This is a genomic window from Gordonibacter sp. 28C (assembly GCF_003339845.1).
Classification (GTDB): Bacteria; Actinomycetota; Coriobacteriia; order Coriobacteriales; family Eggerthellaceae; genus Gordonibacter.
The window spans coordinates 100,478-121,435 of the sequence record NZ_PPTR01000009.1 but is presented as its reverse complement, the minus strand read 5'-3'; the positions used below and the strand labels follow the sequence as shown (position 1 = coordinate 121,435).

Annotated in this window: 19 protein-coding genes; 2 read left to right on the top strand and 17 right to left on the bottom strand. The window is 66.8% G+C overall.

Annotation, left to right across the window (positions count from 1 at the left end; all coding sequences use genetic code 11):
* Nucleotides 1-53: 53 nt before the first annotated feature.
* From C1878_RS11920 to C1878_RS11910, 3 genes are all read right to left on the bottom strand, one after another.
* Nucleotides 54-1,397 (bottom strand): HD-GYP domain-containing protein, encoded by a 1,344-nt coding sequence (locus C1878_RS11920; protein WP_241963723.1) that lies wholly within the window; start codon nt 1,395-1,397, stop codon nt 54-56.
* A 36-nt stretch (nt 1,398-1,433) separates the two neighbouring features.
* On the bottom strand, nt 1,434-1,994 hold the full coding sequence (locus tag C1878_RS11915; RefSeq protein WP_114601842.1) for an NAD(P)H-dependent oxidoreductase: 561 nt from the start codon (nt 1,992-1,994) through the stop codon (nt 1,434-1,436).
* 243 nt (nt 1,995-2,237) lie between these two features.
* On the bottom strand, nt 2,238-3,308 hold the full coding sequence (locus C1878_RS11910; protein WP_114601841.1) for a C40 family peptidase: 1,071 nt from the start codon (nt 3,306-3,308) through the stop codon (nt 2,238-2,240).
* A gap of 355 nt (nt 3,309-3,663) precedes the next feature.
* Between C1878_RS11910 and C1878_RS11905 the strand changes: the two genes are divergently transcribed.
* Both C1878_RS11905 and C1878_RS11900 read left to right on the top strand, forming a co-directional pair.
* Nucleotides 3,664-3,972, top strand: coding sequence for a type II toxin-antitoxin system RelB/DinJ family antitoxin (locus C1878_RS11905; protein WP_114601840.1), 309 nt, complete (start codon nt 3,664-3,666; stop codon nt 3,970-3,972).
* A 10-nt stretch (nt 3,973-3,982) separates the two neighbouring features.
* On the top strand, nt 3,983-4,411 hold the full coding sequence (locus C1878_RS11900) for a putative toxin-antitoxin system toxin component, PIN family (protein WP_158539803.1): 429 nt from the start codon (nt 3,983-3,985) through the stop codon (nt 4,409-4,411).
* Nucleotides 4,412-4,541: 130 nt separating this feature from the next.
* Here the strand turns inward: C1878_RS11900 and C1878_RS11895 are convergent, their stop codons facing one another.
* From C1878_RS11895 to C1878_RS11830, 14 genes are all read right to left on the bottom strand, one after another.
* Complete coding sequence (locus tag C1878_RS11895) at nt 4,542-4,835, bottom strand: YerC/YecD family TrpR-related protein (RefSeq protein ID WP_114601838.1); 294 nt, start codon at nt 4,833-4,835, stop codon at nt 4,542-4,544.
* 1 nt (nt 4,836) lies between these two features.
* Complete coding sequence (cimA, locus tag C1878_RS11890) at nt 4,837-6,420, bottom strand: citramalate synthase (RefSeq protein WP_114601837.1); 1,584 nt, start codon at nt 6,418-6,420, stop codon at nt 4,837-4,839.
* A gap of 136 nt (nt 6,421-6,556) precedes the next feature.
* Complete coding sequence (locus C1878_RS11885; protein WP_114601836.1) at nt 6,557-7,480, bottom strand: branched-chain amino acid transaminase; 924 nt, start codon at nt 7,478-7,480, stop codon at nt 6,557-6,559.
* Between the two features lie 162 nt (nt 7,481-7,642).
* Nucleotides 7,643-8,575: a magnesium transporter CorA family protein gene (locus tag C1878_RS11880; RefSeq protein WP_114601835.1), complete on the bottom strand. Its 933-nt coding sequence runs from the start codon at nt 8,573-8,575 to the stop codon at nt 7,643-7,645.
* Nucleotides 8,576-8,959: 384 nt separating this feature from the next.
* Nucleotides 8,960-11,125 carry a carbohydrate-binding domain-containing protein gene (locus C1878_RS11875; RefSeq protein WP_241963722.1) on the bottom strand — a complete coding sequence of 722 codons (2,166 nt, stop codon included), beginning with the start codon at nt 11,123-11,125 and terminating at the stop codon, nt 8,960-8,962.
* A gap of 334 nt (nt 11,126-11,459) precedes the next feature.
* Nucleotides 11,460-12,155: a DUF4956 domain-containing protein gene (locus C1878_RS11870; RefSeq protein WP_114601834.1), complete on the bottom strand. Its 696-nt coding sequence runs from the start codon at nt 12,153-12,155 to the stop codon at nt 11,460-11,462.
* Nucleotides 12,148-13,194, bottom strand: a complete 1,047-nt coding sequence (locus C1878_RS11865; protein WP_199519341.1) for a polyphosphate polymerase domain-containing protein — start codon at nt 13,192-13,194, stop codon at nt 12,148-12,150. Before C1878_RS11865 ends, C1878_RS11870 begins: the two co-directional genes overlap by 8 nt.
* 300 nt (nt 13,195-13,494) lie before the next feature.
* Entirely contained in the window at nt 13,495-14,190 is a 696-nt protein-coding gene (locus C1878_RS11860) for a molecular chaperone (protein ID WP_158539802.1), read from the bottom strand.
* 54 nt (nt 14,191-14,244) lie between these two features.
* Complete coding sequence (locus C1878_RS11855) at nt 14,245-15,249, bottom strand: 4Fe-4S binding protein (RefSeq protein ID WP_158539801.1); 1,005 nt, start codon at nt 15,247-15,249, stop codon at nt 14,245-14,247.
* Nucleotides 15,246-15,821 carry a 4Fe-4S dicluster domain-containing protein gene (locus tag C1878_RS11850; protein ID WP_114601831.1) on the bottom strand — a complete coding sequence of 192 codons (576 nt, stop codon included), beginning with the start codon at nt 15,819-15,821 and terminating at the stop codon, nt 15,246-15,248. Before C1878_RS11850 ends, C1878_RS11855 begins: the two co-directional genes overlap by 4 nt.
* A 129-nt stretch (nt 15,822-15,950) precedes the next feature.
* Nucleotides 15,951-16,772: a DmsC/YnfH family molybdoenzyme membrane anchor subunit gene (locus C1878_RS11845; protein WP_114601830.1), complete on the bottom strand. Its 822-nt coding sequence runs from the start codon at nt 16,770-16,772 to the stop codon at nt 15,951-15,953.
* Nucleotides 16,772-17,359 (bottom strand): 4Fe-4S dicluster domain-containing protein, encoded by a 588-nt coding sequence (locus C1878_RS11840; protein WP_114601829.1) that lies wholly within the window; start codon nt 17,357-17,359, stop codon nt 16,772-16,774. The genes C1878_RS11845 and C1878_RS11840 overlap by 1 nt, the downstream gene beginning before the upstream one ends.
* Nucleotides 17,352-20,102 carry a molybdopterin-dependent oxidoreductase gene (locus tag C1878_RS11835; protein ID WP_114601828.1) on the bottom strand — a complete coding sequence of 917 codons (2,751 nt, stop codon included), beginning with the start codon at nt 20,100-20,102 and terminating at the stop codon, nt 17,352-17,354. Before C1878_RS11835 ends, C1878_RS11840 begins: the two co-directional genes overlap by 8 nt.
* Before the next feature lie 43 nt (nt 20,103-20,145).
* On the bottom strand, nt 20,146-20,814 hold the full coding sequence (locus C1878_RS11830) for a hypothetical protein (RefSeq protein ID WP_114601827.1): 669 nt from the start codon (nt 20,812-20,814) through the stop codon (nt 20,146-20,148).
* Between the last annotated feature and the right edge of the window lie 144 nt (nt 20,815-20,958).

Sequence of the window (20,958 nt, the reverse complement as noted above, 5' to 3'; positions counted from 1 at the left end):
CCCTTCCTCTGGCCGCCATTATCGTGCCGAAGGAAGCGAACGCACGTTGGAGCTCAGCCGATCGGCAGCGCAGCCCCCGCCAGAGGCTCTTCTCCGCGAACCTGCGCCAGTTGGCCCAACAGCCATACGTACTCGTCCTGCACGCGTCGGTACAGCGCCGCCACGGGCAGGCACGCCCGCCGCACCACGCGCATGATGTCGTCGTAGTCGCGCTCCATGACCTCGACGACAGCCTCGTCGATGAGCCCGCGGTCGCGCTGGTCGGCCAACAGCTCGAGCACTCTCTCCTTGGGATACGCCTCTTTGTAGCTGCGGGTGCCCACAAGCGCGCTCACGATGTCGGCCACCGCGATGATGCGATCGGCCTGCCGCAGGTTGGCGGCGACGAGGCCGCGCGGATACCCGGAGCCGTCGAGCTTCTCGTGGTGCCGCGCGGCCGCCAGGGCGATGTCGTCGGCCACGCAACCGGCCACGATGGACTCCGTCAGGCTCACGTGCGTGCGCATGACGGCCATCTCCCCTTCGTCCAGGCGACCCGGCTTCTCCAAAATGTCGAGAGGGATGCCGATCTTGCCCAAGTCGTGCAGCAGGGCCCCGCAGTACACGCGGCCGGCCTCGCCCTCGCCCGTCATCAGGCGACGCGCCAACTCGTAGGCCACCCACGCCGTGGTCACCGTATGCGTGACGGTATGGCGGCTGCGGAAGTCGATGACGTGCACGAGCATGTCCAGGAAGGCGGCGGCCGCTTCGGGCTCGGCAGCGTCGACGGCGCGGCGAACGGCGTCGTCGCAATCGATGCCGCAGTGCAGCGCGTCCAGCAACCCCCGCCGCCGATCGGCCTCGAAGAACAGCGTCACCGCGTCGGGCGAGAACTGACCCGGCGAAGCCTGCTCGAGCAAACGCTTTAAGGCGCGGGCGTCCACCTGCGGGTTTCTCAAGAACAGCACGTCCACGCGGTCGGCCACCTGCAAGGCCTGCGAGAGGAAGCGCACGCTCGGCTCCTGGTCGGTGAACAGCTCGAAAGGCATGTGGTGGTACAGCACCACCTCGGCGTAGTCGGCCAGCGGGGAAAGCTCCTTGAAGAACAGGTAGCCGTAAAACGAGTGCTGCCACACATCGCCCGTTTCGAACTCGACGAGCCGGTCTATCTCCTCGGTGCGGTAGGCGCCGACGTCGTGCATGAGGGCCACCAGGTACGCGTCGCGGCGCCGCTTGCCCTGCGGCCATCCCGCCGTCTCGAGCATGGCGTCCAGCAGCATGCCCACCCGCAGCCCGTGGTCCACGAGGCGCGGGTCGACGCCGTTGAGCGCGCGCTGTATCATGATGGCCACCTCGGACGTGCCCAGGTAATCGCCCAGCCTCACCGGGTGGTCCAAGTGCGGAGGCAAAGCCTCCACGAGCCCTCCTGCGTCTTGCACGGCGGATGTCATGGATTAATCGAGCGCGGCGATCTGCGCGCGGGCCTTGTCCATCTGGGCTTCGACGTCGATGCCCACGATGTCCAGCCCCTCGGCGGCCACGAAGCGCGTCTCGGGAATGCCGAACATCTTCGCGATGCCGCAGAAGTAGTCGTAGCCGAAGTTCGCGCCCTCCACGAAGCCGCCGCACGAGGCGATGTACGTGAGACGGTTCGCCTTGCAGATGCCCTCGCAACGCGCGTCCTCGGTGTAGTGGAACGCGATGTCGCACACGCTCACATGCTCCATGTACACCTTGAGCGCCGCCGGGAACGACAGGTCCCAGTAGGGTGCGCCCACCACGATCTCGTCCGCCTCGGCGAACTGGTGCGCCAAGTCGAACACGGGGTCGTCCCACGCTCGGGCCTTCTGCTTCTCGGTGCGGTACGCCACCATCTGCGCATTGAACGGCTTGAGGTCGAGCGCGGCCAAGTCGACTTCGACGACGTCTTCTTTGCCCTGCAGGTATTCACGGCAGAGCGCGAGCGTGCGCGAATCCTCGCCGCGCATGCAGGCGTTCACGAACAACGTTGACATGAAAAACTCCTTCGATAGCGGGGCGCCTTGTAAAGCGCAAGCCCCATGATAGCGCACCCGCGCCAAGACGGCGCGGGTGCGTTCGACCATGCGGGAAAAAGTTTCCCTGCTCCAAACAACCGCTGACATAACCCGAGCCGGCCAGCGCGCAAGGGCGATGGGCGCGGGACGGGCGCGGGTCATGCGCGGCGCGGGCGCAGGTCATGGCGGCGCAGTGGCAAGCAGCGCGGATGCGGCCGAGCGCTAGAACCGCAGCGCGTGCGTGAAGCCGGCCCAGCCGAGGTCGTCGGTGTCGCGCACGTAGGCACCGAACGTGGGAGCGTGCACGTAATGGGTGCCGCCCGCGTTGCAGGCGATGCCCACATGGCCGTTGTAGCCGTCGCCGTAGCCCACCCACAGCACGTCGCCGGGCTGCGCCTGCGAAACGGGAAGGCGGGCCTTGGCCACGTTGTACAGCGCCTCGGTTTGATGCGGCAGCGATATGCCCACCTGCAGGTACGCCCACCGCACGAGGCCCGAGCAGTCGAACGCGTCGGGGCCGGCCGCCGCCCACACGTACGGGCAGCCGATGCGCGAGAGCGCGTAGTCCACCACCGAGCCCTGCGAGGGGATGGGCGACGTCGCGCCCGAATAGCCGTAGGAGCGCGAGCGGGCCGCAGCGATCTCGGCTTGGCGGGCCTCCTCCTGCTCCTTCTCCAGCAGAGCCTGCGCCTCGGCGTCGAGCTGGGACAGCAGGGCCTGCAGCTCCGTCACCGAGCGCTCGGCGTCTTCCTTGATGCGCTGGGCCTCGTCGGCCTTCTCGGCCGCGATCTGCTCCTGGCGCTCGAGTTCGGCCTTGGCGTCCTCCACCTCGGCGCGCAGGTCCTTCGTCTGCCGCACGAGGTCGGCGTCGTTGTCGTTCAACCTTTCGAGGATGTCCCAGTTCTGGGCAAACTCCTCGAACGTCGTGGCCCCCATGATGAAGTCGAAGACCGAGGACTGCCCGGTGCGGTACATGCTGCGCGCGCGACCGCCCAGCTTCTCCTGCAAACCGGCGATCTTGGCGTTCGCCTCGTCAATGCGCGCCTGAGCGTCGGCGACGGCCTGCTGGGCGGCCGCGTGCTCGTCGAGCGCCCGGTAGTACTGCTCGGTGACCACGTCCAACTGCGCCTGCATGTCCACGATGCGCGCGTGGACGGCGTCGGCTTCGGCCAACTTGTCGGCGGCCGTGGGCTCGGCGAACGCCAGAGCCGGCCGCAAAAGCGCGGCGGCGCCCAAGGCGGCCGCGCCGGTCAGAAACGTGCGGCGGTCAAGGCCGCGCGTGGATTCGTTCATACGTTAAAAACCTCCCTCGCGACTCGGGAACAGCCCCGCTCTTGCTCTATATCGCAAGGTCACGATAATTCTAAGTAAAGGACTATCCCTTATCAACGCGTTGGCAACGACTATAGCACGTTCCCTTGACGAAGCGCGAGAACTTCATGCGCCTTTCGTATACGCAGGTCACGAAGGGTCATGCGCGTCATCTGAGCGAGCGAAGATGCGGGGGGCGGAGACGGGGCCGAATACGCGACGACGACGGACATCGACGCAACAAGATTATTATGATACTATTTGCATTACATAGTATATATAATTCATATTCATTGTATATTATCTAAAGGCAATTGTTGGATAGGGAGACCGGCTTATGGCCAGCAAGATACTCAACGTCCGCATGGACGAGCAGCTGTATTCCGACTTCAAGGACTTTTGCGCGGAAGTGCGCATTCCGGCTTCCACGCTCATGGCCTCTTTCGCCGCCCAAACGGTGCGAGATCGGCGAGTTCCCTTCACCATCGGCGAGACGCCTCGCTCCTCGCGAGCGACGGCAACCATGCAGAAGGCCCTTGCAACGCTGCATGCGAATGCGATGGAACGGGCGGGCGAAACGAGCGAGGCGCAAATCATCGAAGACGTTGACGACGCGGTGGAAGCCGTGCGTGCTGCGAAACGGTAGGGGCCAATCCATGCACGCCGTCATCGACACCAATGTCGTTATCTCAGGGGTCATCTCGCCGCGAAGCACGGCGGCCTTCATTGTGGGATTGGTGGCTACGGGCGATATCGTCGTTTGTTACAACGAATCGATCATTGCCGAGTACCGCAACGTAGCCCGTTATCCCAAGCTCGCCCGCTATCGCATCGACATCGATGCGTTTGAGAGATTCCTCGAAGGACTTGCCGACAACGGGGAGTACGTGAGCCCGCCTTTCCTTCGCGTCGATATGCCGGACGAGGACGATCGCCGCTTTTACGAGATTTCATGCGACACCGGCTGTCCGATCATCACCCGGAATCACAAGGATTTTCCGAACGACGCGTTCCTTGTCGACCCTTCGTTTTTCGCACGGACCATGCACGCGACAAGTGACGGCCTCGCCCGCTTGGAGCCGTGAGAAGGAGCAGGGGCCTTGCGAGATTCCCGCGCGCTCGCCGCGCGGCCCCCTTGTTCGGATGCATCGCGCCGGGCGGGCGGCAGCCCGCCCCTGCAGGCACGAGAGCGTTGCGCGCGAAACGCGATGGGTGCTATTTCCGCGCGTCGTCGAGGGCGTTGAGGGCGGCGTTGTAGCCGCCGGCACCGTAGCTCAGGCACTTCGACACTCGGGCGATGGTGGTGGCGGAGGCGCCCGTGGCCTCCTCGATGGCGGCGTAGGACTTGCCGGCGTCCAGCTGGCGCGCCACGGCCAGGCGCTGGGACGTTTCCTTGATCTCGCGGATGGTGAACAGGTCCTCCAGCAGCGTGTAGATGGTGTCCTCGTCGTCGAGGGCGGCGAACACGCGCAGCAGGTCTTCCACTTCCGGCGTTCTGAGATCGCTCATGCTACTTCCCCATTCTGATAAGGCCGTACTCGACGGAGTCCACCAGCGCGTTCCACGACGCCTCGATGATGTTCTCCGAAACGCCGATGGTGCCCCAGGTGCCCTCGGCGTCGCGCGTGGTGATGACGACGCGGGTGATGGCGCCCGTGCCCACGTTCTCGTCGAGGATGCGAACCTTGTAGTCCACCAGCTCCATGCCGGCGACCTCGGGGAAGAACTGGGTGATGGCCAGGCGCAGCGCGTTGTCGAGCGCGCCCACGGGGCCGGTGCCCTCGCCCGTGGCCACGAAGCGCTCGTCGCCCACGTGTATCTTGATGGTGGCCTCGCTCATGGCGTCCTTCGCACGGGCGCCCGTGTCCTCGTGGTCGTCCACGATGACGCGGAAGCTCTCCAGCGTGAAGTGCGGCCGGTACGTGCCCAGATGCCACTGCAGCAGCACCGCCAGCGAGCCGTCGGCCACCTCGTAGGAGTAGCCCTGCGCCTCGCGCGCCTTGATGTCGTCGAGGATGGCCTGCGTTTGGTCGGGGTAGTTCCCCAAGTCGATGCCCAGGCTGGCCGCCTTCGCCACGAGCGAAGCCTTGCCGGCCAGCTCGCTTACCAGCATGCGCGTGGCGTTACCCACGTACTCGGGGCGCGTGTGCTCGTAGGCCTCGGGGAAGCGGGCGAGGGCGCTGGCGTGCAGGCCGCCCTTGTGCGCGAACGCGGACGCGCCCGTGTAGGGGTGGTGCGTGGGCACGGCCATGTTGCACGTCTCGGCCACGAACTGCGACACGCTGGTCAGCTGGCGCAGGTTGTCGGGGCCCACGGTGACGTACCCCATCTTCAGCTCCAGGTCGGCGATGGTGGTGAGCAGGTCGGTGTTGCCCACGCGCTCGCCGAACCCGTTGACGGTGCCCTGCACCTGGGTCGCTCCGGCGCGCACGGCCGCCAGCGTGTTCGCCACGGCGCAGCCCGAGTCGTTGTGGCAGTGGATGCCCAACTGCTGGCCGGGCAGCGCCTCGGCCACGGCGCGCACGATGGCCTCCACCTCGTGCGGCAGCGCTCCGCCGTTCGTCTCGCACAGGTCGATGGAGTCGGCGCCCGCCTCGCTCGCGGCGCGCACGCAGGCGAGCGCGTAGTCGGGGTTGGCCTTGTACCCGTCGAAGAAATGCTCGGCGTCGAACACCACTTCCAAGCCCTGCGCCTTCAGGAACGCCACCGAATCGGCCACCATGCGCAGGTTCTCTTCGAGCGTGGTGAGCAGCGCGCGGGTGACCTGAGCGTCCCAGGTCTTCCCCACGATGGTGGCGATGGACGCGCCGCTGGCCACGAGGTCGGCAAGACCCTGGTCCTCCTCGGCGGCCACGCCCTTCTTGCACGTGGAGCCGAACGCCGCGATGCGCGCGTGCGATAGCGGCATCTCGCGCACCTGCTGGAAGAACGCGATGTCCTTGGGGTTCGACGCGGGAAAGCCGCCCTCGATGAAGTCGATGCCGAACGCGTCGAGCCGCTCCACGATGCGCAGCTTGTCCTCGAGCGAGAGCGTGATGCCCTCGCTCTGCTCCCCGTCGCGCAGCGTGCTGTCGTAGGTGAGTATGCGATCCACGAATGCTCCTTTGCTTCAGGTCGGCAGAACAACGATGCGCGCGGAGGAAGCCGACGCGACGAAAAAAGAGGCGAAGTCCCGATCGCGACCGCCTGCGCAATCCGATCGGGTGCTTCGCCCTCCATAAACCGCAATGCTAAATCTCGGTCAGCCAGTCCGCGTACTCGTCGATCTGGCCGTAGGCCACGGCGAAGAAGCGGTCCTGCAGCGCGCGGGTGATCTCGCCCGGCTTGCCCACCTCGCGGCCGTCCACGCTGCCGATGGGGGTGAGCTCGGCGGCGGAGCCGGTCATGAACACCTCGTCGGCGATGTAGAGGTCGCTGCGCGTGAGGCTCTCCTCGATGGCCGGGATCTCCAGATCGTCGGCCAGGCAGAGGATGGTGTCGCGCGTGATGCCCTCCAGCAGGCCGTCGGACAGCGGCGGCGTGGACAGCACGCCGTCGCGCACGATGAACAGGTTCTCGCCCGTTCCCTCGCACACGAGGCCGGCCTCGTTCAGCATGATGGCCTCGGCGTAACCGTGCTCCTTGGCCTCCAGCTTCGCCAGGATGGAGTTCATGTAGGAGGCCGTGCTCTTCACCGCCGGCGGGATGGCGTTGTTCGAGCGCTGGCGCCACGACGACACGCCCACGGCCACGCCGTGCTCCAACGCGTCGGCGCCCAGATAGGAATCCCACGGCCACACCGCGATGGCCACGTCGGTGGGCGCGCCGGTGGGGTCGACGCCCATCACGCCGTAACCGCGGTACACGATGGGGCGGATGTAGCAGGACGGCAGGTTGTTCTTGCGGATGAGCTCCACCGTGGCGTCGCACAGCTCGTCCACCGTGTACGGCAGGTCGATGAGGGCGATCTTGCAGCTGCGGTGCAGGCGCTCCATGTGGTCGCGCAGGCGGAACACGTAGCTCTTGCCGTTCTCGGGGTTCTGATAGCAGCGGATGCCCTCGAACACGCCCGAGCCGTAATGCAGGGAGTGGGACAGGATGTGCGTGGTGGCCTCGGCCCAGGGGATCGTCTCCCCGTTCTTCCAGATGAAGTCCACTTCGGTGATATCGGCCATGTCGCATCCCTTCTCTGTCTCGAGCGCCGCCGCATGAGCCCTGACGCGCGGGTGCTCTTCTCGCTTGTCGGCCCATTGTACTCTAATGGGCTAAAGCGAAACGCGTGTTCCGGCGAAGGGGGCGAATTTCGACGAAAGCGACAGAGAGGGACGCCGCCTGCGCTAGAACCAGCGGAACTTCTTCAGCACGAACAAAAGCCCCAGCGAGGCGAGCACCGTGCAGCCGGTCACGACCCCGAAGCCCCACGGGAAGGCGTCGAGGGGTATGCCCAGCAGGTTCATGCCGAAGAACCCCGCCACCGCCGTGGGAACGCACAGCACGAGCGACACCGTGGCCACCACCTGCATCGTGCGGTTCAGGTCGTGCTCCATGAGCAGGCTGAAGTGCTCGATGGTGGAGTCGAGTATCTCCGAGTGTATCTGCGTGGTCTCGAGCGCCTGGCGGTTCTCTATCACCACGTCGTCGAAGCGGTAGCGGTCCTCCTCGGTGGGGAAGGCGGAGCGGCGCAGGTGCTTCTCGAAGATGGCGTCGTTGGTGACGAGCGAGGTTTTGAAGTAGACCAGCGAGGAGTCGAGGTTGTAGAGGTCTTCGAGCTCTTTGCGCGAGGGGCGCTTCACCGTGGCCATGAGGTCGGTGCGCCGCCGGTTGATGGCGCGCAGCGCCATGAAGTAGGCCGTGGAGGAAGCCATGAGGATGTCGGCGGCGAACTCGTGCACATCCTCGGTGGGCGAGAGGTCCTTCGACGCCTTGAGTTGATCGATGAGGGGGATCTTGTACACCGAGCAGACGGTGACCACGTTGCGCGGCGTTTCGAACAGCGCGATGGGGATGGTTTTGTAGCTGCGCTCGTTGGAGGATCGGTCGCGCACGGGCGTGTCCAAGATGAACATGGCGTAGCCGCGATCGGTCTCGATGCGCGAGACCTCCTCCGGGTCCAGCGCCGCGCGGGCGTCGTCCTCTTCGAAGCCGAACTCGGCGCTCAGCTGGGAAAGCTCGTCGGGGGTCGGCTCGAACACGGCTATCCAGCAGCCGGGCTCCTCCTTGTCGATCTTCCGGAGCGACCGCTGCTCGTCCGTGCGGAAGTACTCGATCATGCGTCTCCTCCGGGCAACGTGCGGAAGGGGGCATCGACAATCGCCATGGGTCGCGCTCCTTTGCGTGAGGCGGTTCGGCGCCGGACGACCGGGCGAGCCGCGGAACCTGCGGGGCACGGTGCGCCCCGCAGGTTCCGATTATAGTGCATCCCCGCCCGTTCTCCGGGTAACGGCTGCGAGTGCGGGAAGGGGGCGCTGGCGCGCGGCGCGCATCCCGCGTTGTCATCCCGAGCGTAGGCCGTAGGCCGGAGTCGAAGGATCTTCGACGTAGAAAGCCCCTCGTTTCCGAAGATCCTTCGACTCTGCGCCTTCGGCGCTCCGCTCAGGATGACAAAAGGGACGCCTCTTCGACGCTTCAATGTCCTAATTGGGGACTGTCCCCTTTTAGGACATTCCGCGCATGCCGCGCTGGACGTCGCCGCCTTGGCCGGCGGCCAGGGGGCCGCCGACGGAACCCAGGCCGCCGAAGCCGCCGGAGGCCGTGGCGGAGGCCGTGATCTCGGTGGCGGAGCCGCCGGTCACGGTGCCGCTTTCGGTGTAGCCGTCCGCGTTCGCGCCGTTCACGGCACCGCCGATGACGAGCGAGTACGCGCCTCCCTCGGTGAAGGCGGGGCTGCTGGCCAGCACCATGCCGAACTGCTTGGCAGGGGTGAACGAGACAAGCACGTTACCCGCGTCGTCCGCCACGGCGACGCTCTGGCCGGCCGAGCCGCTTGCCGTGGTGAACGAGAACGGTTGCTCGCCGCTCGTGAAGTTCTGCGCCATACCCGTCGAGCCCACCATGAGCACCGTGCCGCCCGTGATGGCAGCCGTGAGGTCGTAGTCGAACGCGCCATCGTTGTTGCCGGTGGGGCCGCAGACCAGCAGCACGCCGCCCGTCATCTCCACGCTGCCGTTCGAGTCGACGCCGTCGCCGCCGGCTTCGACGACCGTGTAGCCGCCGTTGATCTGGATCAGGCAGTTCTCGTCGCCCATGGTCATGCCCCCGCCTCCGCCGCCGCCCATGCCCTCGGCGAACGCGTTGTCGGGCATGCCGCCGTTCTGCTCGTTCTCGTTCAAGCCCTCGCCCGAGCCGCCGCGACCGCCTTGGGCGCCGCCGCCCGACGACGGGTCGAACCCGTCCTCGGAGCCGCCGGGAGGCGTGCCCATCTGCGGCGCGCCGTCGGCGGAGGTTCCGTCATCTGTCGGCGGGGTGCCGCCGTTCGCAGCGCCGTCGGGCAACTCGGGAGCGCTCTCGCCATCGGGCAGCGCGGGTGCGTCACCGTCCACGGCCGGAGCACCGTCGGCGACACCGGCACCCACCGCATCGCCCGATGCCGTATCGGAGTCGTCGCCCAAATCGGCCGCCGACGCGTTCAACGCGTCGTCGCTGGCCGCGATATGCGTCTCGGCTCCGTTGATGTACACCTTCTCGGCCTCGTAGCCCTCGTAGCAGCTCGTGATGTTCACCGTGCCGTCGTCTACGACGAGCTTGGTTTCGGCATGCACGGCGTCGTCGCCCGCGTCGATGGTCAGGCTGCCGCCGCCAATGAGCGCCTCCAAATCGGAGTGCACAGCATCGTCGGCCGAGGTGATGGCGACATCGCCGCCCATCACGCGAACGTAGGTGGTTCCCTGGATGCCGTCGTCGCCGGCATCCAGCTTGAACGTGCCGCCGTCGATGCTCACGAACCCGCGCGTGGCGTCCGTGTCGTTGTTCGACTTGACGGCGTCGCCGCCCGCGCGCACGTCGAACGTGCCGCCGCAGATCTTCACGCAGTCGCGCCCGCGCAACCCGTCCTCCACCGCGTCGATGGCATACGTGCCGCCGCTAATGACCAGGTCGTCCTTCGAGCACACGGCATGGCGGTAGGAGCTCGTCACGTTCAGCGTGCCCGAGCCGTTCAGCGTAAGGTCGTCTTTGCTGAACAACGTGGCGTAGGGTTCGTCGCTACCCTCTTCCAGCGTGTAATCCGCACCGTCGGTGAGCGTGTTCGCCGTGCCGTCCGCCAGCGTGACGAAGCATTTGTCCGCCCGCTTCACGTACACGGCCGGCCCGTCCTCGTTGTGAATGGTCGCGCCCGCCAGCACCACCTGCACCTTCGCGTCGTCGGCCGCCTCAACCGCCAGCTGCCCGTCGTCGAGCGTGCCCGACACCACGTAGGTGCCCGCCTCGGAGATGGTCACGGTGGATCCGTTCGCCGAGGCCCCGTCCCCTTCGACGCTCGCCGTCGCCCCCTCAAGCGAGATATGCGTGGCGGAGGCATCGTCGTAGGAAGCGTCGAGGTCGCGCTTGCTGTACTCCAAATCGAGCGCCGAGGCGTCGAACGACGCCGCCACGGCCGCGAAACCGTCGGCCGTGGCGCCCTCCGAATCCTGCGTCGACACGGAGCCCGACGCGTCCCCGGCACCGTTTCCAACACCGCCGGCCGCGCAACCCTGCAAAAGCACCGTGCAGGCAAGGCTGACGGCGAGCAGGACGAGCACGCCCTTAATGAACGCGGTCGGACTTTCGCCGCTTTCGTCATTCGACTTCCCGACCCCGTGTCGGGAGCTAGTATCCATATCCATGCAAGCTTTCCCTTTCTTTCAATGCATGATCACGGCCGATGTTGCGCCAGATCCGAAGGTGCAAGCCGTCGGCGCGGCCCGTTTGGCACAAAAATCACCGATTCTCTGCGCTCGCGACCGCTTTCAGGGCCCTTCAGCGTGCAGGCGCTCGTTTGTCGAACATGTTTTCGCAGGTCGCGAAATTCCGAAGAAGACAAAACCTCACCGAGAAAGCCCCGTGCCGCAGAGAATCGGTGATTTTTGTGCCAAACGGGCCGCCTACGGGACTACGTCCTCGCTAGCCGGTGTCCGTCCACTCGCGGGACCACGTGCTCGCCGGCCGCAGCGAGCACGCTCACAGCACGTCCTTGCTGGCCGCCGCACGGCCGCACACGATCTTCAGGTTCCCGTTTCGGCACCGCAGCTCGTCGATCATGCGTTTCTCCAGTCCCGGCTCCTTCATGCGCACCGCGTACTCCAGCTGGAACAGGCTGCCCATGTTCGTGGTCTGCACCTCCACCAGCTCGTGCTCGTCGGTGTAGCGCCCCAGCACGTCGTCGAACACGCCGCCGTACTCCAGATCTTCGGGAATGGTGATCTTCAGCGTCTTCTCCGGCTCCTTCTGCTTGCCGAAGGGCGACAGCACGTAGCCCACGTTCACCACGGCCACGATGACGGTGAACAGCGCCGCCAGCGCGATGAAGCCCATACCCGTGGCCAGGCCGATGGCCATGGCCAGGAACACGCTGCCGATGTCCTTGGCGCTGCCGGGGATGGAGCGGAAGCGCACGAGGTTGAACACGCCCATGACCGCGATGCCCGCGCCCAGGTTGCCGTTCACCAGCGTGATGACCATCTGCACGATGAGCGGCAGCAGCGCCAGCGTCACCACGAAGTTCTTGGAGTAGGTGTGGCGGAACATGTAGATGGCCGCCACGGCCGCGCCCAGCACGATGGAGGCGAGGCAGCACAGCAGGAAGTCCACGGTCGACACGCCCGCCACGAGCGACTCGGCCGATCCGAAAATAGACGTCAACGCAGCATCAAGCACAACGATTTCCCTTCTTCATTGCATGGTTGGGAGCGCGAAACCGCCGATGGCGGGTATCGCGGGCGCCCGCAGACAGGCACTCGCCCGCCTCTTCGAGCGCGCTTTGGGCCGCGCGGGGGGCCGGGCGCGCCGGGCTCGCCGCGTGCGCCGGGGACGGGGTTGGGCGCACCGGGCGCCGCTGAGCCGGGGGATGAGCCCGCGAAGCTTCGCCGACCGCGGCCCTCCCTCCGTCAACCCGTGCTTCGGCGCTGGTCAAAGCGCTATCATGCTCCCCGGCTGCGCAGGCGCGGTACGCCTCGCCGTACTTGGAGAAGGACGACGGGTACGCGTGGCATGCGGCAAGCGCCTGCGCGAACCACCGGGGGAACGGGCCGGAGGATTTCGCCTCCATGACGACCTCGCCCTCGCGCAGCAGCAGCCGGGGCGCGGCCGACGGGCCCGACGCGAACTGGTCGCGGTACGCGATGTCCGCATCGAACGTGACGCGCAACCCGTTCGCCTCGCAGCCCAGTTCGGGGGCGTCGATGGAGACGTAGGCCGTGCGTTTGCACGCCACGAGCATGGACGCGCGCAGCGGGCGATGCTGCAGCATGAACCGGTCGATCTCGCGGGCGATCTGCACGCTGCGGTCCGAAAGCGACTCCGCGGCCATGACCGGATCGGGCAGCGGGTGCTGCGCACACGCCATGCCGTAGGGCATGCCGCCCAGGTAGGCGCGCGCCGCCGCGTACGACATGCCCACGCGCCGCTTGTACACGATGCCGTCGTACTTCTTCTTGATCTCCACGAACACGCGGTCGCTCTCGCGGGGCATGCCGTAGCTGCGCAGCCGCAGTTTCTCCTTGTACAGCGGCTTTTCCAGCGAGCGGTCGATGAGCGTGCGCTCGGGCGTGTCGAAGTACAGGCTGACGACGTCCGTGCAGCCGAACTCGTCGGGGACCATGATCCCGGCGAGGGAGGCGAGCATCGCGGCGTGCTGACGTGCGGACAGGCGGTATTTGATCTCTTTTCGTTCGAATACGTCAGTGAAGGTGGCCATGGGCGCGGTTCCTTTCTCTCGCGGCCGTTCGCGGGACCCGCACCTCGTGTGGCGCGGGCGGGCGTCGAAGGGGGTGGGAGAGGTCTAGGCCGTCCTTTCGCGCCGCACGGGCACGGCCCCGCGAACGATCTTCGGGCGGAAGCGGGCGCGCCGGGCGACCTCGCTTCCAACCCACGGCTTCGCATCCTAGCCCTGCACCCTGAAAGTTCCCTGAAAGGAAACCGGCCGCCCCCGCGGGCGACCGGTCTTTACACGATATAGGCAGAAAGCGAATGGAGGAACGGAACGGGCGCAAGCCCCCTACTCGAGCAGGCAGCGCAGGTTCTGGACATCGAGTTCCGCGTACCCGATCACGATCTGCATCAAGGCGGGATAGAAGTCGTCTTTCGCGCATTCCTCGACGTCTTCGGCCAAGTCGCCGATCCAGTTGAGCACGTGGCCTTCCAGGAAGCCGAGCTGCACGCGCGCCAACTCGGCGAAGGCGGCGTCGTCGCCCGCCGAAAGCGCCTCGGCGCTGCGGGCCGCGAGCGTCGACAGGAACTCCATCTCGAAGCCCAGGTGATCCTCCGGCGTATGCAGCCGCGGCTCGACGTCGAGCCCGTGCCGCCGGTAGAGCGCGACCACGTCGTCGCGCGCGTCCTGCATGACCAGATGGTCTTCGCTCGTGTACACCGACTCGAACGGAACGGCGGCCGTCCCCTCGGAGATGCCGGCGGACAGGAAGATGCGCGCGTACTCGACCGCGAGCCGTGTGCGGTAGTCGATGCCGCCCACCTGCACCGCGCGCGCAAGGCGCCGGGACCCGTCCGCCATGCGCTCGTTCAGCGGCGGAACAGCGTCGCTCGACCCGAGCCGCGCGAGCTCCTCGTCGTCGAATTCCCGCAGAAACACCTTCGAGAAGAACGCGTACATGTTCGCGCGCGCCCGCATCTCGTCGCGCAGCTCGGCGGCCTCGCTCGCATCGACGCTTCGGGCCGTTCCCTCGTTCTCGCTCATCGCACTCCCCTTTCCCTTTCGTTTCGTCAACCGCATCCCTCTGCGCGTGCCGCGTCAGCGCGCCTTGCCGAGGGATGCCGGCTCTTCGACCGGCAGGACCTCCTCGCCGGAGCCCTTCCTTCTCGGAAGCGCCCGAATGGCGATCGCCCCGGCCGGGCACTCGTCCACGCACAGCCCGCATTTCGAGCACTCGGGAATGCGCCCCGAATGCGGATCGAGCTGCTCCGGGCACACCGACACGCATGCCCGGCAGTCCACGCCCTGCGGGCGCAGACAGCGCTCCTCGTCCACCTGCGGCTTGAACGTCCTGTTCAAGCCCGACACCAGGCCGAGCAGCGCCGAGATCGGGCATATCTTGAAGCACCACCGACGCAGCACCAGCACCTCCGCCAACAGCACGGCGGGGAACACGAGCAGCCCCCACGTGGTCTCGTTGTACTGGAACAGGTGCCACAGCCCTATCAGCGTGGCGAAGGCGAGCCCCACGGGGCAGACGAGGCAGAACACGGGAAACCCGAACAGAAACGACGAGGCCACCGCGCCCGCCAGCACGACGTGGCGGGAATCGACCTGCACGCCGTCGCGCTTGCCGCCCACCGGTTCGAGCGCCGCGCACGCGCCGCACGCTGCGCAACCCGCGCGACGGGAGCCCGCCACCGCCGCCTCGCCGCCCGCCAGGCCGGCCGAATCCGCATCGCCCTGCACGCGCGCGAACCCGTCGGCGTTATCGCCCTCGCTCCGGCTTTCCCCCGTGCGCGCCTTTCGACCGCGAAAGAACTTCTGCAGGTACGTCGTGGGACACGCCCATGCGCAGAACGCCTTGCCCAGGACGAGCACCAGCACCACGGCGACGCCCGCGCACAAGAGCATCTGGACGCCTGCCGACTTCGCGCCCGCCGCGACCTCGAGCGCCCCGACGGGGCAAAGGCTCGCAATGCCCCCTACGCCCAGGGCCGACAGGGTCCCCGTTCCCGCGTCGAACGCGCAGGCCAAGACCGCAACCCCTATCACCAGCGCGAACGCCACTGCGCCGCGCGTCTTCGCAATCTTGCGCCTCATCGCCTCGCCTCGCATTTCTCGATGTTGATGCCCCGTTTGCCCGTGGCGCTGTACGCGCGCAGGACCGACGAGGGGCACCGGTACTCGCAGAGCCCGCAGCCGTTGCACAGGGCCGGGTCCACCGCGGGCATGCCGCCTGCCGCGAAGGAGATCGCCTCGTACGGGCACACGTCTGAGCACACCCGGCACGACCCGTCCACGGCGAGGCAGCGGTTCTCGTCCACCACCGCGACGCCTATCTTGTCAACCTCGGGGTCGAAGGGGACGAGCGCCTGCGTGGGGCACACCTCCACGCATTTGCCGCAGAAGTCGCAGGCACCGCGATGGAAGTTCATCTTGGGCGTGCGCGCCGCGAGCAGCCCGTCTTCCAAAGACGCGGTCTGGATGCACTGCTGCGGGCACGCCGACCGGCACCGGTCGCACTTGACGCAGCGGGCGACGAACGCCGCCTCGTCCTGCCCGCCCGTCGGCCTGAGCAGATCCCCCGGTCCGGCGAACGCCGTAGCCGCCCCTCCCAACAGGGCGAACCCCGCCGTTGCGACCCCTCCGATTACGAACGCCCTGCGATCCATACCGCCCCCGTCGTCCCGTCGTTTCCCGTTCCGCGCCTCGCACGGCGGCAAGCCGCCTTCGAGCGGTCTGCCGCCGTGCGGCTCCCCTTCGAAGGGAAGCCGCACGGACCCTCGGTGGCAAGCGCCCCGTTACAGAACCATGAAATCCGTGATGAACGGCGCGCCCACCTGCGCGGCGGCCAACACGAACGTCTCCCACATGATCACGCGGAAGCACAGGGCCCCCACGAGCGCGCAGGCGCAGGCAACCGCCATGAGCGTGCGCATCTGCGCGCGCCGCTTGAACGCCAGCAAGCCGCACACGACCGGCACGAGGCCGCCGCACGCGACCACGCCGCCGTACAGCAGCAGCGTCACATCGGCCTGCGATCCGCTACCGAGCGCGTAGACCAACCCGAGAACCGCGCCCAGCGCCGCGCCGGCCACCATGGCCACGAGAAGAACCTTCGGATCTTCCGCATCGCCGCCCACCACCGCCAGGTACAGCGCAATGCCGGCCGGAACCGCCGTGGCCAGATAGCCCAAGGGCAGCACGACGGTGTTCCACGAGGAGATGGCCTCCATGAGGTAGGAGGATCCCGCCAGATACGAAAGGGCAACGCCCAGGACGCCGCCGACAACCGCGAAGACCTTGGCCGCCAGGGGCGCCGCGTCGCGCTTCACCAGAATGGCGAACACGATCATGCACACCGACGACAACCCGACGAGCATCGCCTCGACGAAGATGCCCGACGTGGGGTTGTTCAACGCGGCGAGCATGTTGCCGGGGTGCGCCAGGTGCGTGACGGAGGCCGCGCCGCCCACCACCATCAGCACGAGCGCGACGATCGTGACCGCGAACGCCTTGTCCTGGTTCTTGCCGCGCACCGCGTCGAACGCCAGAGCCGCGAAGCACCAGCCAGCAGCGCCGGTGAGCAGCGTGAAGATAACGAGCGACCATTGAACAGCCATCAGTTATCACCGCCTTTCCAAACAGCGACCGACTTCGAAAGCAGATAGGCGGTCGTCGGGTTGTTCCCCACGTTCATGAGCTCGTGCACGCTCTCGGGATCGGTCGCCGCCACGGCCCGCGCGACATCGCTCGAGGGGTCGTCGAGATCGCCGTAGAAGCGAGCCTCGGCGCAGCACGCCGCCACGCAGGCCGGCTCGTCCCCGGCCGCGGTGCGCTGGCCGCACAGCGTGCACTTCTCCACGCATTGCTCGGTCTCGCTCCAGGTGCGCACGCCGTAGGGGCACGCCATCATGCAGTACTTGCAGCCGATGCACTTCTCCTTGTCTATGAGCACGATGCCGCTTTCCTTGTCGCGATAGGAGGCGCCGGTGGGGCATACGTGGACGCACGGCGCGTTCTCGCACTGCTGGCACTGCACGGGCAGCCAGTACGTCTCCTTCTTGCCCCGATCGTTGACGGTCGGGCCCATTTCGACGACCTTGCTCCAGTACGTGCCCAACGGTATGTCGTTTTCCGTCTTGCAGGCAACGGCGCAGCTGTAGCAGCCGATGCACCGGTCGAGATCGATAACCAAGGTGTTACGCATAGTTCGCCTCCCCACAGTCGTAAACGGCTTCGGCGCCGCCGGTGGGATCGCTCGGCTGGGGCATCCACGGCTCGAAGTCGGCAGGCTCGATCCACACCCCCTCGGGCGGACCGTCGACCTTCGTGATCTTCACGGTGATGCCGCGCAGCGTGTACGTGCCGAATTCGGGATTGAACGGACCGTCCCCCTTCGTCAGGACGTTCACGTTCATGACCTTCCACGAACGCGAGGGGTCGTCGGAGTCGAGCAGCTCCGGGTTCCAGAACCGCTCCATGTACGTGACGCCCGGCGCGATGCCCTCGGTGACGAGCACCCGGGCGCTGATGGCGCCGCGACGCGACTCGACGGAAACCCAGTCGCCGGTCTCCACGCCCGCGTCCTTCGCGTTGCGGGGGTTGACCCAGATCTCCGCGACCGGGTACAGCTCGCGCAGGTAGGGCACGTTGCGCAACGTGCCGTGGTGGTAGAAGGGGATGCGGCCCTGGGTGAGCACGAGAGGGTACTCCGTGTCGGTGAGGGGAGACTCCGTCGGCTCCACGTAATGCGGAAGCGGCAGGTAGTCCACGGACGCCGGCGGGTAGGTGAACCCCTGCGCGTCGGCGCCGTTCACGCCGCCCGTGCGCCCCATGATGGTCATGCCGTCGAAGTACGGCTCGCACTTGCCCGACGTGGTGGCGAACCCGGCCGGCTTGCCCGTTTCGGGGTCTGGGGCCTGGTAGCTGTAGTACACGTCGTTTTGGTAGTCCTCCATCGACTTGTACGCGGCGGGGAGCGTCTTGTCCAGCTTGTCCCACGTCCACGTCTCGTCTCCGAAGTAATCGCTGCCCACGCGGTAGGCGATGTAGTCCTTGTACTGGTCGTAGCTCGTCCAGTAGGGGCTCAGGAACTTGGTGGCCACCTCTTCGTCGAACGACTGCTGGAAGCGCTTGTGCCCGCGGTCGGCCAGGGCCTTCGCGATCCACGACCAGATCATGCACTCGTCCACCGCCTCGTACAGCTGCGTGACGGGTCGGCGCGCGAAGTACATGTTCATGCGGTCCTGCGCATACGCCGTCTCGAGCCATTCCGCCGTGGGCAGGATGATGTCGGCAAGCTCCACCGACATGGAGGTGGGGTACATGTACATGTGCACGATCAGCTCCATCTTCTTGCCGACGGCCGCCTTGTGGGAGGCGTCGGCCAGCATGGCGAGCTTGTTGCCGGAACGGTCGATCCATATCTTGGGCTGGTACGGCTTGCCGGTGTCGATGGCGTCGAACACGGCGGGGATCTGCGACGCCAGCCAGTGGCCCAGCGCCTTGTGCTCGATATACCCCAGGCGCTTGACCTTCTCCTCGTAAGGCGTTTGCAGGGGATGCTCGCCGAACACGTCGAACGGGAGCACGATGTAGTTGCAGGGGATCTTCGACGCGCGCAGCTGGATCATGGCTCCCGGGCACTGCACGTTGCCCATGAGGCAGTCCAGAATGGTGACGCCCTCGGGCGCCTGCGCCGACTGGATGTACTGGTCGGTGGCCACGCCCAGCGCGATGCCTGCCTGGGGCGAGCCCTCGATGAACAGCTTCACGGCCGCTTCTATGTCGTCCGCGTCGACCCAGCACACCTCAGCGGCCTTTTCGAACGTCCACGCGGCGCAGTTGTCCTTCAGCGCGCGGAACGCCGTGCGGCTCTTCTTTCCGTCGACCTCGAACTCGCCGTCGAGAGCCGGCTCGATCGCGTCGTCCCACGGGTACGGGAGCGCCTTGACCGATTGCGTCTTCTTGTCCCACACCACGCCGTCCGTGTCGGAGCCCAGGCCGAGCTCGCTCGCACGGTACGTGCACATGGTCTCCTCGTTCACCAGGAACGGCAGGTTCGTCCACTTGAGGCAGAACTCTTCGTCGTACGCCTCGTTGTCCACGATGTACTTCATCCACGAGAGCATGAGCGCCACGTCCGTGCCCGGGCGGATCTGCAGCCACACGTCGGCCTTCGCCGCGTCGGGCGTCAGGCGCGGGTCGATCACGACCGTGCGCACCCCTTGGGCGCGCAGGCGCGCCATCATGACGCCGCCCGTTCCCGGTGAGTCGTAGCTGGGGCAGACGCCCCAGCACACCAGGCATTCCGTGGGCGTGTCGTCGAAGTACAGCTCGCTGCAGTTGCCGTCGGCGATGGACGTGTCCGACGTGCCGTTCATCTTCGGCTGCACGCAGTTGCGCGGCAGGTAGCACTGCGCACACCCCGGCTCGAAGAAGTTGCCGCCGCCCCACACGCCCAGGAACCGGTGCGGCGAGAAGAACTGCGGGTTGCCGCCGCCGCCCGTCGAGCAGACCAGCGCCTGGGGACCGTCGCTCTGGTACGCCTCCCACAGGGCGTCGGCTATCTCGTTGATGGCCTCCTCCCAGGAGATCCTCTCCCATTCGTTCTTGCCCCGCTCGCCCACGCGCCTCATGGGGTACTTCATGCGCATGGGGTTGTAGAGCGCCTGGATGCCCGCAAGGCCCTTGGGGCATATGGCCCCGTGGGACATCGGGTCGGCCTCGTCGCCTTCGATCTTCACCGCGCGTCCGTTGCGCATGTGCACCTTCACGCCGCAGTTGTGGATGCACGCACGGCACATCGACTGGACGATCGTCTCGCCCCCGCCTTCGTCGGCATGCGCTTCGGCAACCGGGATCAGGTGGGAAACCCCTTCGGCGGCGACACCGGACAGAACGGCGGCCGCGGCAGCGGTTTTCACGAATCCGCGGCGGCTCATTGTCATTGTGCTCACCTGTACCTCCTCCTCTTCACGCTCTCTTGCTCCTCTATTCGCACGACCGCCGCGAAAGCGAGTCCAGAAAATCCAGACCGGGTTCCGTGGCGCGCCATGCGCCATTCCACACAAGCCCGCCCGCGTGCTCGAGCAGGCCCGTGAAATAGCTGGGGTAGAAACGGGGGATGCCGGTGCGCTCGTCCCTCTCGAGCGCCGGGCTGTCCTCCAACAGCTCGTCGATGTCCGTGCGGGCGAGCCCGCCGCGCGCACGGGCCGCCTCGAGGATGGCGACGAGGGCCCCCCTCTGATGCTCAGGCTCGTCCAGCAGCGCGGCGAGCCGATGCTCCGGCTGCAGCGCCGCCGCGATGCGAAGGGCCTCGGGGGTGGCTTGCAGCGTGTACGCGACCGTCGCGCTCTCGGGAAGGTCGTCGCGCTGCGCGAGCTCGGCCGGATCGCACGGCTCGCCGTCAACGTAGGCCCGGCTCTCCAAAACGCCTTGCTCCGCGAGCGTGCGCGCGACCGTCTCGGGGCGCTGCAGGCGCTGCGCCTTCGCGGGAGCCGCCTGCGCGGCCAGCCGCGCGGCCTCCGCAACCGGACGCTCTTCGCGGCAGGCCCGCACCAGCGCGAGCGCGATGTCCCGATACGCGGGGTTGCCCTCAACGAAACGCCGCAGCGCCGCGCATTCGGCCCCTTCTTTCATCGCGGTAACGGTTTGCCCCATCCCGGCTCCTTCCCCTCGCGCCGTTTGCTTGCGTATGGGAACATACCGGTAAGCCGCAGCGTTGAACTACGTACGATTTGCAGGGGTGCGTTGCGCGCATTACTGCAAATTGCAGTAAAACCCTACGTAAGCGCTCTGCTATAG

Coding starts and splice junctions, on each gene's coding strand:
- C1878_RS11915 (WP_114601842.1), bottom strand. CDS start 1,994: ATGTCAACGTTGTTCGTGAACGCCTGCATGCGCGGCGAGGATTCGCGC.
- C1878_RS11910 (WP_114601841.1), bottom strand. CDS start 3,308: ATGAACGAATCCACGCGCGGCCTTGACCGCCGCACGTTTCTGACCGGC.
- C1878_RS11905 (WP_114601840.1), top strand. CDS start 3,664: ATGGCCAGCAAGATACTCAACGTCCGCATGGACGAGCAGCTGTATTCC.
- C1878_RS11900 (WP_158539803.1), top strand. CDS start 3,983: ATGCACGCCGTCATCGACACCAATGTCGTTATCTCAGGGGTCATCTCG.
- C1878_RS11895 (WP_114601838.1), bottom strand. CDS start 4,835: ATGAGCGATCTCAGAACGCCGGAAGTGGAAGACCTGCTGCGCGTGTTC.
- C1878_RS11885 (WP_114601836.1), bottom strand. CDS start 7,480: ATGGCCGATATCACCGAAGTGGACTTCATCTGGAAGAACGGGGAGACG.
- C1878_RS11880 (WP_114601835.1), bottom strand. CDS start 8,575: ATGATCGAGTACTTCCGCACGGACGAGCAGCGGTCGCTCCGGAAGATC.
- C1878_RS11875 (WP_241963722.1), bottom strand. CDS start 11,125: ATGGATATGGATACTAGCTCCCGACACGGGGTCGGGAAGTCGAATGAC.
- C1878_RS11865 (WP_199519341.1), bottom strand. CDS start 13,194: ATGGCCACCTTCACTGACGTATTCGAACGAAAAGAGATCAAATACCGC.
- C1878_RS11860 (WP_158539802.1), bottom strand. CDS start 14,190: ATGAGCGAGAACGAGGGAACGGCCCGAAGCGTCGATGCGAGCGAGGCC.
- C1878_RS11855 (WP_158539801.1), bottom strand. CDS start 15,249: ATGAGGCGCAAGATTGCGAAGACGCGCGGCGCAGTGGCGTTCGCGCTG.
- C1878_RS11850 (WP_114601831.1), bottom strand. CDS start 15,821: ATGGATCGCAGGGCGTTCGTAATCGGAGGGGTCGCAACGGCGGGGTTC.
- C1878_RS11845 (WP_114601830.1), bottom strand. CDS start 16,772: ATGGCTGTTCAATGGTCGCTCGTTATCTTCACGCTGCTCACCGGCGCT.
- C1878_RS11840 (WP_114601829.1), bottom strand. CDS start 17,359: ATGCGTAACACCTTGGTTATCGATCTCGACCGGTGCATCGGCTGCTAC.
- C1878_RS11835 (WP_114601828.1), bottom strand. CDS start 20,102: ATGACAATGAGCCGCCGCGGATTCGTGAAAACCGCTGCCGCGGCCGCC.
- C1878_RS11830 (WP_114601827.1), bottom strand. CDS start 20,814: ATGGGGCAAACCGTTACCGCGATGAAAGAAGGGGCCGAATGCGCGGCG.